Genomic DNA, 15478 nt, shown 5'->3' with positions numbered 1-15478 from the left:
GAGACCGAACTGAAGCCGGTTGATGCCAGGCGTGGGTCTTGCTCGATGAGCGCAATTGCCGGTTGGCAATACGCATCATCGAGGTCGGCTCCACGCCGCAGAAACTGGCTTCAGCGTGGCCGTCGCCTAATTAATGGCGGAAGTGGCGCATGCCGGTGAACACCATGGCAATACCGGCTTCGTCGGCCGCGGCAATCACTTCGTTGTCGCGCATCGAGCCGCCTGGCTGGATCACCGCAGTAATGCCTGCCTTGGCTGCATTGTCGATGCCGTCACGGAACGGGAAGAATGCGTCAGAGGCCATGACCGCGCCCTGAACCTGCAAACCGGCGTGCTCGGCCTTGATGGCGGCAATGCGGGCCGAGTTGACGCGGCTCATCTGGCCTGCGCCCACGCCGATGGTCTGGCGGCCCTTGGCGTAGACGATGGCATTGGACTTCACATACTTGGCCACTTTCCAGGCAAAGATCAGGTCGTGGATCTCTTGTTCGGTCGGTGCGCGTTGGGTCACGACTTTCAGGTCTTCGCTGCCGATCATCTCGATGTCGCGGCTTTGAACCAGCAGACCGCCGTTCACACGCTTGAAGTCCCACGCCGGAGCGCGGTTCTCGCTCCACTGGCCGCAGGCCAGCAGGCGTACGTTGGCTTTGGCAGCCACGATGGCGCGGGCTTCTTCGCTCACGGACGGAGCGATGATGACCTCCACGAACTGGCGCTCAACGATGGCTTTGGCCGTTTCGGCGTCCAGCTCGCGGTTGAAGGCGATGATGCCGCCGAACGCAGACTCGGTGTCCGTGGCGTAGGCCAGTTCGTAAGCCTGGCGGATACCGCCTTCGGCATCCGGGCTGACCGCAACGCCGCACGGGTTGGCGTGCTTGACGATCACGCAAGCCGGTTTGACGAAGCTCTTCACGCACTCCAGCGCAGCGTCGGTGTCGGCCACGTTGTTGAACGACAGCTCTTTGCCCTGCAGCTGGGTCGCGGTGGCGATGCTGACTTCGGCCGGTTTGGCTTCCACGTAGAACGCCGCTTTCTGGTGCGGGTTCTCGCCGTAGCGCATTTCTTGTGCCTTGATGAACTGGCTGTTGAAGGTGCGCGGGAACTGACCGCGGTCTTCGGTGCTCAGGGTCTCGGCGGCCTGGTTCACGGTGCCCAGGTAGTTGGCGATCATGCCGTCGTAGGCGGCAGTGTGTTCAAACGCCTTGAGCATCAGGTCGAAACGCTGGGCGTAGGTCAGGCCACCGGCCTTGAGGTTTTCCAGCACATTGGCGTAATCGCTGGCATTGACCACAATGGCGACGTCTTTGTGGTTTTTGGCCGCAGAACGCACCATGGTCGGGCCGCCAATGTCGATGTTTTCGATGGCGGTCGGCAGGTCGCAACCCGGCTTGTTGATGGTGGCTTCGAATGGGTAGAGGTTCACTGCGACCAAGTCGATCGGCTTGATGCCGTGCTCGTTCATGATGTCGTCGTCAATGCCGCGACGGCCCAGGATGCCGCCGTGGATTTTCGGGTGCAGGGTTTTTACCCGGCCGTCCATCATTTCCGCGAAGCCGGTGTAATCGGCGACTTCAACCGCGGCCACGCCGTTGTCTTGCAGCAGCTTGAACGTACCGCCAGTGGACAGGATCTCGACGCCGAGGGCTTCCAGTTCACGGGCGAAATCAAGGATTCCGGTTTTGTCGGAAACGCTGATTAGAGCGCGGCGGATCGGCAGGCGGGTAGTCTGATCGGTCATCTCGATTTCCATCAAAAGCAAAGGAGTCAGCAAAAAAGGCGGCCCGTTTTACGAGGACGCCTTTCAGGTTTGATTGAATGCTTACAGCAGATCGTACTGTTTGAGTTTCTTGCGCAGGGTGCCGCGGTTGAGCCCCAGCATCTCGGAAGCCTTGGTCTGGTTGCCCTTGACGTAGTTCATGACGCATTCGAGCAAGGGGGCCTCGACTTCGGAAAGAACCAGGTTGTACACGTCCGTGACTTCTGCGCCCTCCAGGTGGGCGAAATAGTTGTGCAGCGCCTTTTCGACACTCCCGCGAAGGGTCTGGCCTTCTTCGCTCGGCGTATTGAGGTGCTGTTTCAAATTGACGTTGTCGCTCACGGGCGTTGTTCCACTCACTAATGTCTCGGTCATCATCGTCATGCGGCCACCCATCCTTCGTCCCCTGTCCCCAGGCTCTTGTGTCGTTCGGCGAAAAACGCCTGAACGTTGGCGCATTGTGCTTCCGTATCTTCTAAACGATTGAAGTGGGCGCGAAACTCCTTGGCGCCCGGCAAGGTTGCGAGATACCAGCCGACATGCTTGCGGGCAATGCGAACGCCCAACACCTCCCCATAGAAGGCATGCAATGCGGCCAGATGCTCTAGCAGAATACGTTCCACTTCGCTCATCTCCGGTGCCGGCAATAGCTGCCCGGTACGCAGAAAATGATCCACTTCGCGGAAAATCCAGGGCCGCCCTTGAGCCGCCCTGCCTATCAACAGTCCATCTGCGCCGGTCGCGTCGAGGACGTGACGGGCCTTGTGGGGTGAATCGATGTCGCCGTTGGCAAAGACCGGAATCGACACCGCCTGCTTGATCGCGGCGATGGTGTCGTACTCGGCTTCACCGGTGTAGAGGTCGGCACGGGTTCTGCCATGAACCGCCAGTGCTGTGATGCCAGCCTGTTCGGCGATTTTTGCCACGGTCAGGCCGTTTTTGTTGTCCCGGTCCCAGCCGGTACGGATTTTCAAGGTGACCGGCACATCAACCGCAGCCACGACGGCCTGCAGGATCTCGTTCACCAATGCTTCGTCTTTCAGTAGTGCGGAGCCGGCGGCCTTGTTGCAGACCTTTTTTGCCGGGCACCCCATGTTGATATCAATGATCTGTGCGCCCAGTTCCACGTTGGCCCTGGCGGCGTCTGCCAGCATCTGCGCATCTCCGCCGGCGATCTGTACCGAGCGAGGCTCGGGATCACCGTCGTGAATCATGCGCAGGCGCGATTTACGGCTGTTCCAGAGACTCATGTCGCTGGTGACCATTTCCGAAACAACCAGGCCTGCACCCATGCGTCGGCAAAGCTGACGAAAGGGCTGATCGGTGACACCCGCCATCGGGGCGAGGATCAAACCGTTGTGCAATGTATATGGGCCGATGCGTACCGCCGACATAGGACTTCCCTGTTGTGGGGCCGGATCTTGGGAGTTCGAAAAAGGGTTGGCATGATACCCGCTCTCGATGACCGGATAAAGACGCAATTGGATAAAAATTGAACAGCGCGCCAATGCCTGAGCCGCCTGTCAAGGCGCCAAAAGCAGGTCGCTGTTCAGTGGCCGCTCACGCGTTCGGGCAAAAAGCCGGGGTTTTCATTCCGGAGAATGGAAACTCAAGCTGTAATTCACCGCTTTTGGGCCCGGATCCAGAATATCCAGTGCAACGTGGATCGGGGTTTGAGGCGGCATTTCAGCCTTGCCGGCCATCTCCCCGCTCAGGTACTCGCCGGGTTTGAAGCGACGACTGGCAATCATTTTTCCGTTGAGGTCTGCAAAGCGCAGTTCCAGCAAAGGGAACGGTTGCGAAAACGGTGCGCGGTTGTAGAGGATCGCATCGACCACCAGGGCTCCGGCAAACTCGGGGTGACTGCGCACCACCAGATTGCTGCTTTTGATCCGATCAATGTCGACCTTGGAGGGCACCGTGCAGCCGAGGGTCGGGCACAGTTGCTGGAAAATCGGCCGGTACTGGTCCTGGCGAGCCAGTTCTTCAAAGTGGTAGGCAATGTATTGGGCGCCCAGCGCGGCAGCGGCCACTAACACCAGCACGAACCACAGCAGGCGCTTGCCCCAGGGGGTACGGCGCTTTTGCCAGTCGAGGTGCAGCGGGTCGTCGACCAGATTTTGCAGCACTTCTTCGCGCACACCCGGTTCGTGGCGTTTGCGTTTGTCCTTGGTGGCGGAGGGCGGCGCCAATGGCTCGTCGTCATCGTCATCATCCACGGCGGACAGATGCATCAGTGGTGGTTCCGGCTCTTTATCCAGCGACAGCTGAAGCGGGGGCGTGTCATCCGGATCGTCGAGGTCCAGGGACAGCGACGGCTCGGTGCGGCCCGAGTCAGCAGGTTCTAGGCGCTCAGGCTCAGCCTCGATAGCCTCGGCACGCTCGGCGGCCGAATCGCTGAACAGGCTGTCTGACCACTGGCGTTCTTCGCCGTCATCACTGTCGCGGCGTGCGCTCAGTGTGTCTTGCCGGGTGGCGGAAGGCTGGCCGAAGCTTTTGCTGGGCTGGATCTCCAGCTCTTCGAGTCGGGCCAGCTCCTTGTCCAGATCCAGATGGTCGAGGTCCAGCTCGGCAGCCTGCCATTGCTTCTGGCTGATGGGCTCAGGCGCGGCAGGCGACTCGATCGGCCGGGGCTCGGCTGCCGGTGCAGCAACGACGGGTTGCTGTTCCTTTTCAGCGCTCTTGTTGAGCAGTTGCTGCGCAGCATTGAACACTTGCAGGCAAGCGCCACAGCGCACCACACCGCGGGCCATGCTCAATTGAGAATGGTTGACGCGGAAGCTGGTTTGGCAATGTGGGCACTGTGTTACGAAGCTATCGCTCATGCGGCCACCCGGATTAGACAGGCGTGCATTCTAGCGCCGACGACCACTGATGCGCACCCAGCCATCGCGGTTAGCGATCGGGTCCAGATCAAAGTCGTGCGCATAGGCGGCTGCCACGTCCTCGCCTTGTTCGGCCAGGATGCCGGAGAGCGCCAGACGGCCGCCCGGTTTGACCAGGCTCGACAGTTGCGGCGCCAGTGCGACCAGCGGACCAGCCAGAATGTTGGCCACCAGTACGTCTGCCTGAACCTGCGGCAGGTCTTCTGGCAAGTAGAGCGGGAACAGTTCTTCAGCGATGTTGTTGCGGCCAGCGTTATCGCGGGACGCTTCCAGCGCTTGCACGTCGATGTCCGTGCCGACGGCCTGTTTGGCGCCAAGTAGCAGGGCGGCGATGGCCAAAATGCCCGAGCCGCAGCCGAAGTCCAGTACGTCGCAGTTTTTCAGGTCCTGACCGTCGAGCCATTCAAGGCACAGCGCGGTGGTCGGGTGAGTACCGGTGCCGAATGCCAGGCCCGGATCGAGCAGCAGGTTCACGGCTTCGGGTTGCGGCGCGGCGTGCCAGCTTGGAACAATCCACAGGCGCTGACCAAAACGCATCGGCTCGAAGTTGTCCATCCAGCTGCGTTCCCAGTCCTGGTCTTCGATCACTTCTGCGTGATGTTCAGGCAGTGGTGCGCCGGTCAGCAGCTCCAGATGGGACAGGACGAGTTCGGCTTCAGTGCCGCCTTCGAACAGTGCCAGCAAATGGGTGTGCGACCACAGCGGGGTGGTGTTGAGCTCGGGTTCGAAGATCGGCTGGTCTTCGGCATCCATGAATGTGACCGAAACAGCACCGACTTCGAGGAACGCGTCTTCGTAGGTTTCGGCTTGTTCCGGGCTGATGGCGAGGCGTACTTGCAGCCAAGGCATGGCGGGCACCTTTGAAAAATAGGAATGTGCAGCCAGCGGGCTGCGAGAAGCGCGCCAGTTTACGCGAGCGCAGGCCTCCCTGCTATGGCAGGCCATCTGTAGGCGGGTGGGCAGGGCCATTCGCGCAGGAATTCGATATTGGGCTGATGGCGTTTATGGACACGTCCTACATACCGTGATCGCCAATCTGAGCACTCTCTTCCTGATTACTGTGTATGAGGTTCGTTCATTCAATGACTGGGCTTCATGGTTCTCAGCCGTGCTCCCTGAGGGGCTATGCAATAGGAGAGGCTTATGGCCTTGGGCTATTTTATTGGTCTGGACGACAAAACGACCTGCGGTGGAAAGGTGCTCGAGTCAGACCCTGGCATTACGTGGAGTGGCATGCAGCATGCCCTCGAAGGCCACTTGGTCAGTTGCGGGCAAGACGGCAAGGCCTACCCGATTTGCGGCGGCGTTGAGGGGTTCATCAGCCATGGGCGGCGGGTGGCTGGCACGCTGGACAGCCGCAGCGGTTGCCCTTGCCAGGCCGAGCTGATTGCCTCTGTGACTGTGCATTCTTATGTCACCGATTCAGCCCCGGCATTCAAGGGCGGCTTGACCGCCGGGCCACAACCCATGCCCGCCACCTTCAGCACAACGTGCGACGAGCGTTTCCAATTGCTCAATCAACATGGCCTGCCCCTGAGGCAACTGGGATATGCCGTGCTGCAAAACGACCACTGTATGGGCTACGGCACACTCGATGCACAAGGCCACACCTGCTCTTGCGCCAGCGTCAGCCCTGAACCATTGGGCATCGCCATCAACGCCCCGTCACCGGTTATGGAGTAAGCAGCATGTCCTTGAATGATTTCCAGCGTACCAACGCCACAGGCCCGCAAGCCTTGTATCAACTGCCGCAAGCCAGCTCGCGCACCTACAGCCCCACCCATACACCGGCCAAAACAGTGGTCGTCCAGAGCCTTGCCCTGAGCCGCTTGCCCGGCGCCATGCGCGCGATGGGCTGGCACACGGCAGCGGCCTTGATGCAGCGCTGGTTTGACAGCCCGGCGTGGGCGATGCCGGAGGCGTGGAAGGAGCGTAAAACCCAGCCTGACCCCCTCAGTCTGAAACCGGCGCAGTGCGATGAGAGCATTGTAAAAATGGAGTGGGCTATGGGGTATGAGCGCTGTCGTGAGGCTGTTGACGAGGCAGAGTCTCTGCTTACGACCTCTAATGGGATTGAGCGCTTGAAAGACCTGTTAAAGAGGTCTGGATGGATGGGGTATGGAGCGCGAAAGCTGGGTTCAAACTTAATGTCATCTTTGCAAATGGATGTTGTATCGCAAGTGAATTTCACTAGGTTCGGGTCCGCTTGGCACTCGCTCGACGACATGTACGGAGCCTTGGGTAATGCCGTTTTGAAAGTTGGAGTAGTAGGAGAGGCATTTACTGAGGTAAATCCAGTTACCAAACAACTTCGTCATCTATTTCATGTGGAAAGGGTTGGTTTCTATATTCGCGACCATTACGACTTCAATGGTCTGCAATATCTGGGCACTTGGACAGAGGATCGTGTACTGACCAAGGCAGAGACCGCTTTTACCTTGAGCCTTCATGGTCAACTCGTATTGCGTCTAAAGGAGGGGCCTTTTGCTGCTGTCACCAATGGTGATTTTCGGGACTATCGTGACAAAACAGGCAAAGGCGGCGACTTCATCATTTATTCAGATGTACTCTGGAAAAAATCTGGGCAAGTCATTGATCTTGGGGGATGGGTGTGAAACCAGCCTCACGACGGTTAGCCTTTCGCATGGTCTTTATCTGTATTGCCGGAGGGGTATGGGAGGCCTCGCAGTGGTGGGAGAGAGGCTTGGCGGAGCGTTTGGGTGATCCTGAAGTAAGCCCCGGCGGTTGTTATAGGGTTGAGAGTTTCAAACCTTTTTGGGTGCTACCCAATATTTTTCATAGGCGACCGGATCCTAACGAAGTTCACTCACCAGAGTGGTTTCCGTGGTGGGGATATCCAGGTTTTTTTCGCCTGTACGATCATCGCACTGAAGAATTGATCTCAGAAACCAAGGTTCATGACTGGGATTCGATCGTTGAGAAGGTGAGTTGGGGAGGAGGTTCAGGTCAAGTGAGGTCCGGCATGATTCGTATCGGCCCCAACCTCCCCGACTGCCCGGGTGATGTTCCCGGAAAAATGAGGCGCGAACAATGAAGTCCAGCTCGCGACGCATCGCCTTTTTCGTCACCTATATCACCATTGCGGGCGGGTTATGGACCGCTTCGAACTGGTGGGAAAGAGGATGGGCTACGCGACTGGCGACCGATAGCGTCAGTCCCGATGGCTGCTATCGAATTCAGAGTTTCAAGCCCTATTGGCTTTTGCCAGATACCTTCCATAGGCGTTCAGACCCCAATGAAGATCAGCCGGCTGAGTGGTTTCCGTGGTGGGGTTATCCAGGTTTTTATCGTCTTTTCGATAACCGCAGTGGCGAGTTGATTTCAGAAACGAAAATCTATGATCTGGAGTCGGCGGGAGGCAGGCTTAGTTGGGGGGAGGGTTCTGGCTATGTTATGGCCGGTTTGATCATCATCGCCTCCAATCTCCCCGACTGCCCGGGTGATGTCCCCGAAAAAATGAGGCACGAACAATGAAGTCCAGCTCGCGACGCATCGCCTTTTTCGTCGCCTATATCACCATTGCGGACGGGTTATGGACCGCTTCGAACTGGTGGGAAAGAGGATGGGCAGCCAAGGATAGTGAGTCGAGTATCAGCCCTAATGGCTGTTACCGAATTGATAGTTTCAAACCCTATTGGGTGCTCCCTGATTTTTTGCATCCCATGCCCCATCCGTTCGGGGACCTGCCGCCAAAATGGTTTGCTGGGTGGGGGTATCCAGCTTTTTTGCGTCTTTACGATCATCGAAATGGCAATCTGATCTCAGAAACTGAAATCTATGATGCGGAGTCAGCAGGCGGGCAACTGGACTGGGGGAATGGATCAGGCGATGTGTGGATTGGGATGATCCGCATGGATCTCAACCTCCCCGACTGCCCGGGTGATGTCCCCGAAAAAATGAGGCGCGAACAATGAAGTCCAGCTCGCGACGCATCGCCTTTTTCGTCGCCTATATCACCATTGCGGGCGGGTTATGGACCGCTTCGAACTGGTGGGAAAGAGGATGGGCTACGCGACTGGCGACCGATAGCGTCAGTCCCGATGGCTGTTATCGAATTCAGAGTTTCAAGCCCTATTGGGTTCTTCCGAATATCTTTCATCGTGAGCCTGATGTTAATGGAGTTAATTCCCCTGCGTGGTTTCCGTGGTGGGGTTATCCAGGTTTTTATCGTCTTTTCGATAACCGCAGTGGCGAGTTGATTTCAGAAACGAAAATCTATGATCTGGAGTCAGCGGGAGGCAGGCTGAGTTGGGGGGAGGGTTCTGGCTATGTTATGGCCGGTTTGATCATCATCGCCTCCAACCTCCCGGATTGCACCGGCGATCACCCTGGCGAAACAAGGCGCAAGCAATGAAAGCCATGTCTCCACCTATCGCTTCTACGCGGCCTGAATCAACCGTGTAGTCGGGTACCCAAAAGCCTGGTGCCCCAGACACAACAAAGCCGCTCGAAAGCGGCTTTGTTGATCAGGAATCAAACTTACTGGTTAGCCAGTTTGTGTTCCAGGTAGTGAATGTTGACGCCGCCTTTGCAGAAGCCTTCGTCATTCACCAGGTCGCGGTGCAGCGGGATGTTGGTTTTGATCCCGTCGACCACGATTTCGTCCAGGGCATTGCGCATGCGTGCCATGGCTTCGTCACGGGTCGAGCCCCAGGTGATCAGCTTGCCGATCAGGGAGTCGTAGTTGGACGGAACCTTGTAGCCGCTGTACAGGTGCGAATCGACGCGAACGCCGTTGCCGCCCGGCGCGTGGAAGTGCTTGACCATGCCAGGGCTTGGCATGAACGTCGCAGGGTCTTCCGCGTTGATCCGGCACTCCAGGGAGTGGCCGTGAATGTTCACGTCATCCTGGGTGAAAGACAGCTTATTGCCTGCCGCAATGCTCAACATCTCTTTAAGGATGTCGATACCGGTGACCATTTCGGATACCGGGTGTTCTACCTGCACGCGCGTGTTCATTTCGATGAAGTAGAAACGACCGTTTTCGTACAGGAACTCGAACGTGCCCGCACCCCGGTAGTTGATATCGATACAGGCTTGAACGCAGCGTGCCAGTACTTCCTGGCGGGCTGTTTCGTCGATGCCCGGCGCCGGTGCTTCTTCCAGGACTTTCTGGTGACGGCGCTGCAGCGAGCAGTCGCGGTCGCCCAGGTGGATCGCGTTGCCCTGGCCGTCGGAAAGCACCTGAACTTCCACGTGACGCGGGTTGGTCAGGTATTTTTCGAGGTAGACCATCGGGTTGCTGAACCAGGCGCCCGCTTCTTCACGGGTTTGCTTGGCTGCTTCGATCAGGTCTTCTTCACGGTTGACCACGCGCATGCCGCGACCACCGCCGCCGCCAGCGGCCTTGATGATCACCGGGTAGCCGACTTCGCGGCCAATGCGCAAGGCGGTTTCAGGGTCTTCGGGCAGCGGGCCGTCGGAGCCTGGCACCGTGGGAACGCCCGCCGCGATCATGGCGTGCTTGGCCGATACCTTGTCGCCCATCAGGCGGATGGTGTCAGCTTTCGGGCCGATGAACGCAAAACCGGATTTCTCGACCTGCTCGGCAAAATCGGCGTTTTCCGCCAGGAAGCCGTAGCCCGGGTGGATCGCCGTGGCGCCGGTCACTTCGGCTGCCGCGATGATGGCCGGGATGTGCAGGTAAGACAGGTTGGCTGGTGCCGGACCGATGCAAACGGTTTCGTCTGCCAGGCCCAGGTGCATCAGTTCCTTGTCAGCAGTGGAGTACACCGCGACGGTCTTGATGCCCAGTTCCTTGCACGCCCGCAGGATGCGCAAGGCGATCTCGCCGCGGTTGGCGATGAGAACTTTTTCCAGCTTCTGAGGCTTCAACATCGTTGGCTCCCCGTGGTTCAAACGATGGTGAACAGCGGTTGGTCGAACTCAACCGGCTGACCGTTTTCTACCAGGATGGATTCAATAACACCGGCTTTTTCAGCCTGGATGTGGTTCATCATTTTCATCGCTTCCACGATGCAGATGGTGTCGCCGACCTTAACGGTCTGGCCCACTTCAACGAACGCTGGCGAAGTAGGCGACGGGGTGCGGTAGAACGTACCGACCATTGGCGACTTGACCACAAAACCGTTCAGTGTTGGCGCAGCCGGTGCGTCAACTACGGTGGCTACCGGGGTCGCGGCAACAGGAGCAGCGGCAGCCGGCGCTTGCATTGGAGCCGGTGCGTAGAACTGCTGAGCAGGAGTCTTGCTGTGACGGCTGATGCGTACGGACTCTTCGCCTTCTTTAATTTCCAGCTCGTCGATGCCGGACTCTTCCAGCAATTCGATCAGTTTCTTAACTTTACGGATATCCATGAATCGTCAACTCCCAGTGGGTCGGTCAGGGGCGTTTAGCTTGTAGTTCAAGCTGTTCCAGGGCGGCCTCCAGGGCCAGTCGATAACCGCTGGCGCCAAGGCCGCAGATCACACCTACCGCAACGTCGGAGAAGTAGGAGTGATGGCGGAAAGGTTCGCGTTTGTGCACGTTGGACAAATGCACTTCGATGAATGGGATGCTCACCGCCAGCAGCGCGTCACGTAATGCCACGCTGGTGTGGGTAAAAGCAGCCGGGTTGATCAAAATAAAATCCACGCCTTCATCGCGTGCGGCATGGATGCGATCGATCAATTCATACTCGGCATTGCTTTGCAGGTAGAGCAAATGGTGACCGGCCTCGCGGGCCCGTTGTTCGAGATCCTGATTGATCTGCGCCAGCGTTGTGGCGCCGTAGACGCCCGGCTCGCGGGTGCCTAGCAGGTTCAGGTTGGGGCCGTGCAGCACCAGAAAGGTCGCCATCTGCTTTTCCTTGTTATGTCAGTGCGGGGCGACTATGCCGAAAAGCGTAAACGCTGTCCAGTTACCTGCAATAGCCAGCACGATGCCCGATGTTCACGCAAAGTTTGTGACTCAGGCTTTAAATCTGGTCATTTGCGTTAGCGACACGTTCGGCGAAGTCCGCGGCATTGATCTCGCCGATGACTCGTTGGTCACTGATTTCGCTGCCATTTTTGCCAAAGAACATCAGCGCCGGTGGGCCGAATAATTGATAGCGGTCGAGCAGGGTACGTTGCTCGGGGTTACTGGCCGTGATGTCAAAACGCACCAGCCGATAACCGCTGAGCAGATCCAGCACGCGCGGGTTGTTCAACACCTCATGTTCGATGACTTTGCAGCTGATGCACCAGTCGGCGTACCAATCCAGCAACACCGGCTGCCCTGCGGCCTTTGCCTCGGCCAGCGCCGCGTCCAGTTGGGCCGGGGTGTTGACGGTCTGCCATTGGCGGGTGGTGGTGTCGGCACGTTCGCCGAGGGTGACAGGCGCGGGGCTCGCCAGAGGTTTGAGCGGATCGCCTTGCCCGCTCAAGGCGCCGTACCAGCAAAAGAGCGCATACACCAGCAGGAACAGGCCCAGCAGTTGCGCCAGGCGCTGGCGCGGCGATTTAAAGGCGAACTCCAGCGTGCCCAGAAACAGGCTGACCCCGGCCGCCAGAAAACCGATCAACAGCAGGGTGGCCGGGCCCGGCAGCACCCGGCTGAGCAGGCCCACCGCCAACCCCAGCAACAACACGCCGATGGTGTTTTTCACGGTCACCAGCCACGGGCCGCTTTTGGGCAACCACGCCGCCCCGCCCGTCGCCACCAGCACCAGCGGGGTGCCCATGCCGAGCCCCAGCACCAGCAGCTTCAGGCCGCCGCCCAGCGCATCGCCGCTGGCGCTGATGTACAGCAACGCACCGGCCAGAGGCGCCGATACGCACGGCGAAACCAGCAAGCTGGACACCACGCCCAGCACCGCCGCGCCCCACAGCGAGCCGCCTTGAGTGTTATTGGCCACACGGTCCAGGCGATTGCTGATGGCGCGTGGCAGTTTGAGTTCGAACACCCCGAACATCGCCAGTGCAAACACCGCAAAAAACAGCGCGAACGGCACCAGAACCCACGCCGATTGCAGGCGCGCTTGCAGGTTGAGCTGCGCACCGAACAGTCCCATCAGGGCGCCGAGCAAGGCAAAACAGGCCGCCATGGGCAACACGTAAGCCAGCGACAGGCTGAAACCGCGCCAGCCGCCCACTTGGCCGCGCAGCACCACGCCCGACAGAATCGGCAGCATCGGCAGTACGCACGGGGTAAAGGTCAGGCCCAGGCCCGCAAGGAAAAAGATCGCCAGTTCACGCCAGCTCCAGGCACTGGCGGGCGCGCTTGATGCGTCAACTGACGCGGCGGGCGTGCCTTCGATGGTCAGGCGCACGGTTTCGGGCGGGTAGCACAAGCCCTTGTCGGCGCAGCCCTGATAGGTCACGACAAGCGTGAAGGCGCGTTGAGCATCAGCCGGGCGCGGCACGTCCACGTCGACAATGCCGTGATACACCTGCACATCGCCAAAGTACTCATCATGCTTGGGTTCGCCGGGCGGCAGTTGCACCGGGCCCAAGGTGATATCGGCGGGGTCGGTTTTGAACGCAAAGCGGTGCTGGTACAGGTAGTAACCGTCGGTCGGCACAAAACGCAGCTTGATGTTCGTGGGCGTGCTTTCGATCAGGTTGAGCTTGAACGCCTCGCTGACCGGCAGAAAATCGCGGCTGTTATTCACGGCGCCCAGCGTAGCGCTGGGGCGGTTGTCCAACAGTCCCGCGCCCATGGCGGGCACGGCGACGAGTAAACACAAAAGCAAAAACAGGCGGCGCATAGTGATCTCGCTAATCAAACGTGCGCGCATGATAGCGGAGTGAGAAACGCTGTGCCGAGCGGGGCTGACCGTTGATGGGGAGCGGCGGTATCGCAACCATCCGCGCGCCCGGCATTACACCCGAAACGCCTGCACCGCGGCATTCAACTCGCCCCCCAACACCAGTAAGCGCTCACCTTGCTGGCGACCCTGGCTAATGCGTTGCAAATTGTCGTCACCCAACTGATGAATGCGTTCACTGTGATCGCGTATTTCACTGACCGCGCCGCTTTGTTGAGCAGTGACGTCGGCAATGCGGATGGCGGTGTCGGAGATGGTGGCTATCGCCCCGACGATTTCATCCAGCGCGCCATCGGCGGCTTGCGCCTGCCGGGCGGTGTCCCGGGCATGTACGACCTGGGCGCGCATGCCTTCGACTGACTGGCGCGCGGCCGTTTGCAGCCCGCCGATCAGGGTTTGAATTTCGCCGGTCGCCCCTGCCGTACGTTGGGCAAGCGTGCGCACCTCTTCGGCGACCACTGCAAACCCGCGTCCCATTTCACCGGCACGGGCCGCTTCAATGGCGGCGTTGAGCGCCAGTAAGTTGGTCTGATCAGCGATGGCGCGAATCACCGTCAGTACGCCACCGATGGTGGCGGACTCTTCGGCCAGTTGCTCGATCATTTGCGCGTTGCCTTGCACTTCACCCACCAGTGCATGCAGCCCGGTCAAACTTTGACCAATGACTCGCTGGCCTTGGGCAACCGCCACCCCGGCGCTGCGGCTGGCATCGGCCGCCTGACTGGCGTCACCCGCCACTTGTGAAATGGTCGCTTCCAATTCACCCAGGGCGTCGCGGATTTGCGCCGTATCGCCTGCCTGCCGCTCGGCGCCGCTGTGCAAACCGTTGCTCACCTCGGCCAGCGCCTCACTGCTGCCTGCCACCTGTTCGGCGTTGACGCGCAAGGTGCCCACCAGATTGACCAAGTAATTGCGCAGGCGATTGAGCGAGGCCTGAATGTCGTGCAGTTCGCGATTGGTTTTGCCCAACTGAATGTCGCGGCTGAAATCCCCTTGTGCCCAGGTCGACAGCATCGGCACCAGGCGGGTCAACACGTTGGCCAGTCTGCGCTGCAACGTGTCGATCAGCAGTGCGATCAGCAGAATCAGGCCAATCATCGCGCCCTGAATCAGCCGCACTTCGCTTTGAATCTGCCCGTGCTCAGCGCGTACCGCCGGCTCCAGTCCGGCGATGGCTTGTTGCACTGCGCCCAGCTTTTCATGCGTGGCGTCAGCCAGTTGAGCGCGCTGTTCGATCTGGCTGCGGGTGCGTTGCAACTCGGCGGGGTAGCGGCTCAGCAGGTTGTTGAGTTCACGTTTGAGGGGGATGCCAGCGTCTTCGGTCGCGCCCGTGTGTTCCGACTCAAGGCCCATCAGTGCCGCGAAATCGTCACTGGCCGAGGCGCTGTTGGCGCTGACCCCCAGCAAAGGCAGCGCCTCGATGGTTTGCGCTTGCGCACGCATGTTGTCCAGCTCGCGCGCCACGTCCGCCGCCAGCTCACTGCGCCCGCTACTGACCAGTTTGTCGCGGCTTAAAGAGAGTTTTGCCAAGTGTTGGGAGGCATTGAGCAGCGGCACCAGATAGGCGTGGGCGTCGGGGCCGCTGGCTTGATGGGCATACTGGCTGAGTTGCTCCAGAGTGGCACCCAGCTCCCGTTCGGCCTGCAACAGCAACGCTTGCGGGTCACCGGCCAGTTTGCCAGCGGCCAGCAGTTCGTTGCCACTGTACGTGCTCAGGCGTTCGAGGCTGGGGCGCAAGGCCTCGGCCAGCGCAACCGGGAGCGGGGTCAGTTCGGTTTTCAGCGTGTTGAGCGCGGTCGTGGCATCGCTCAGGCGCAGGGCGTCGCCGCTGGCCAGGTAATCTTCAATATTGCGCGCCACCTGGTTCTGGAACTGCTGGGACAGGCTCAAGTAGCGTTCCATCAGTTGAAACGGCCGTTCAAGCGCGTGTTGCGACCACGCCAGGGTGGCGCCGAGGGCGAGGCACACGGCGACCAGCAACAGGGTGTTGAGGTTGGTAAGCAGCTTCAGGCGCATCTGGGATTTTGCCTACGACGCAATGAGAAGCGGCTGAAGTTATTGCACGTG

General features: G+C 59.5%; 16 protein-coding genes. 6 read left to right on the top strand and 10 right to left on the bottom strand.

Annotation, left to right across the window (positions count from 1 at the left end):
• Nucleotides 1-130: 130 nt before the first annotated feature.
• The 5 genes from purH to prmA all read right to left on the bottom strand — a co-directional run bounded on the left by purH (nucleotide 131) and on the right by prmA (nucleotide 5490).
• Nucleotides 131-1738 (bottom strand): bifunctional phosphoribosylaminoimidazolecarboxamide formyltransferase/IMP cyclohydrolase, encoded by a 1608-nt coding sequence (gene purH, locus BKD70_RS09085; protein ID WP_047273207.1) that lies wholly within the window; start codon nucleotides 1736-1738, stop codon nucleotides 131-133.
• Nucleotides 1739-1819: 81 nt separating this feature from the next.
• Entirely contained in the window at nucleotides 1820-2140 is a 321-nt protein-coding gene (gene fis, locus BKD70_RS09080) for a DNA-binding transcriptional regulator Fis (RefSeq protein ID WP_019408796.1), read from the bottom strand.
• On the bottom strand, nucleotides 2137-3150 hold the full coding sequence (gene dusB / locus BKD70_RS09075) for a tRNA dihydrouridine synthase DusB (protein WP_047273208.1): 1014 nt from the start codon (nucleotides 3148-3150) through the stop codon (nucleotides 2137-2139). The genes fis and dusB overlap by 4 nt, the downstream gene beginning before the upstream one ends.
• Nucleotides 3151-3345: 195 nt before the next feature.
• On the bottom strand, nucleotides 3346-4581 hold the full coding sequence (locus BKD70_RS09070; protein ID WP_047273209.1) for a DUF3426 domain-containing protein: 1236 nt from the start codon (nucleotides 4579-4581) through the stop codon (nucleotides 3346-3348).
• A gap of 30 nt (nucleotides 4582-4611) precedes the next feature.
• Complete coding sequence (prmA, locus tag BKD70_RS09065; protein WP_047273210.1) at nucleotides 4612-5490, bottom strand: 50S ribosomal protein L11 methyltransferase; 879 nt, start codon at nucleotides 5488-5490, stop codon at nucleotides 4612-4614.
• Nucleotides 5491-5784: 294 nt separating this feature from the next.
• Here prmA and BKD70_RS24710 point away from each other — a divergent pair, with 294 nt between their 5' ends.
• Genes BKD70_RS24710 through BKD70_RS09040 form a run of 6 tightly spaced genes read left to right on the top strand, consistent with a single transcriptional unit; the run spans nucleotide 5785 to nucleotide 9016 of the window.
• Nucleotides 5785-6324 (top strand): PAAR domain-containing protein, encoded by a 540-nt coding sequence (locus BKD70_RS24710; protein WP_070415361.1) that lies wholly within the window; start codon nucleotides 5785-5787, stop codon nucleotides 6322-6324.
• Nucleotides 6325-6329: 5 nt separating this feature from the next.
• Nucleotides 6330-7256, top strand: coding sequence for a DUF6402 family protein (locus BKD70_RS09055; protein ID WP_047273211.1), 927 nt, complete (start codon nucleotides 6330-6332; stop codon nucleotides 7254-7256).
• Nucleotides 7253-7696: a hypothetical protein gene (locus BKD70_RS24175; protein ID WP_080960295.1), complete on the top strand. Its 444-nt coding sequence runs from the start codon at nucleotides 7253-7255 to the stop codon at nucleotides 7694-7696. The genes BKD70_RS09055 and BKD70_RS24175 overlap by 4 nt, the downstream gene beginning before the upstream one ends.
• Nucleotides 7693-8136: a hypothetical protein gene (locus tag BKD70_RS09050; RefSeq protein WP_047273804.1), complete on the top strand. Its 444-nt coding sequence runs from the start codon at nucleotides 7693-7695 to the stop codon at nucleotides 8134-8136. The genes BKD70_RS24175 and BKD70_RS09050 overlap by 4 nt, the downstream gene beginning before the upstream one ends.
• A complete protein-coding gene (locus BKD70_RS09045; protein ID WP_047273213.1) occupies nucleotides 8133-8576 on the top strand; it encodes a hypothetical protein in 444 nt (147 codons plus the stop codon). The genes BKD70_RS09050 and BKD70_RS09045 overlap by 4 nt, the downstream gene beginning before the upstream one ends.
• Nucleotides 8573-9016: a hypothetical protein gene (locus tag BKD70_RS09040; protein ID WP_070415360.1), complete on the top strand. Its 444-nt coding sequence runs from the start codon at nucleotides 8573-8575 to the stop codon at nucleotides 9014-9016. The genes BKD70_RS09045 and BKD70_RS09040 overlap by 4 nt, the downstream gene beginning before the upstream one ends.
• A 125-nt stretch (nucleotides 9017-9141) precedes the next feature.
• On the opposite strand, the gene accC is transcribed toward BKD70_RS09040, so the two are convergent.
• From accC to BKD70_RS09015, 5 genes are all read right to left on the bottom strand, one after another.
• Nucleotides 9142-10500, bottom strand: a complete 1359-nt coding sequence (accC, locus tag BKD70_RS09035; RefSeq protein ID WP_047273215.1) for an acetyl-CoA carboxylase biotin carboxylase subunit — start codon at nucleotides 10498-10500, stop codon at nucleotides 9142-9144.
• 17 nt (nucleotides 10501-10517) lie between these two features.
• Nucleotides 10518-10979 carry an acetyl-CoA carboxylase biotin carboxyl carrier protein gene (accB, locus tag BKD70_RS09030; RefSeq protein WP_047273216.1) on the bottom strand — a complete coding sequence of 154 codons (462 nt, stop codon included), beginning with the start codon at nucleotides 10977-10979 and terminating at the stop codon, nucleotides 10518-10520.
• Nucleotides 10980-11004: 25 nt separating this feature from the next.
• On the bottom strand, nucleotides 11005-11460 hold the full coding sequence (gene aroQ, locus BKD70_RS09025) for a type II 3-dehydroquinate dehydratase (RefSeq protein WP_019408789.1): 456 nt from the start codon (nucleotides 11458-11460) through the stop codon (nucleotides 11005-11007).
• A 118-nt stretch (nucleotides 11461-11578) separates the two neighbouring features.
• A complete protein-coding gene (locus BKD70_RS09020) occupies nucleotides 11579-13351 on the bottom strand; it encodes a protein-disulfide reductase DsbD (protein ID WP_047273217.1) in 1773 nt (590 codons plus the stop codon).
• Between the two features lie 114 nt (nucleotides 13352-13465).
• Nucleotides 13466-15427, bottom strand: coding sequence for a methyl-accepting chemotaxis protein (locus BKD70_RS09015; protein WP_047273218.1), 1962 nt, complete (start codon nucleotides 15425-15427; stop codon nucleotides 13466-13468).
• Nucleotides 15428-15478: the final 51 nt, after the last annotated feature.

Origin of the sequence: Pseudomonas sp. BS-2016 (assembly GCF_001806145.1) — a bacterium.
Taxonomy (GTDB): domain Bacteria; phylum Pseudomonadota; class Gammaproteobacteria; order Pseudomonadales; family Pseudomonadaceae; genus Aquipseudomonas; species Aquipseudomonas lundensis.
The sequence above is the reverse complement of the archived record's forward strand: the minus strand, read 5'-3'. Positions and strand labels throughout refer to the sequence as shown.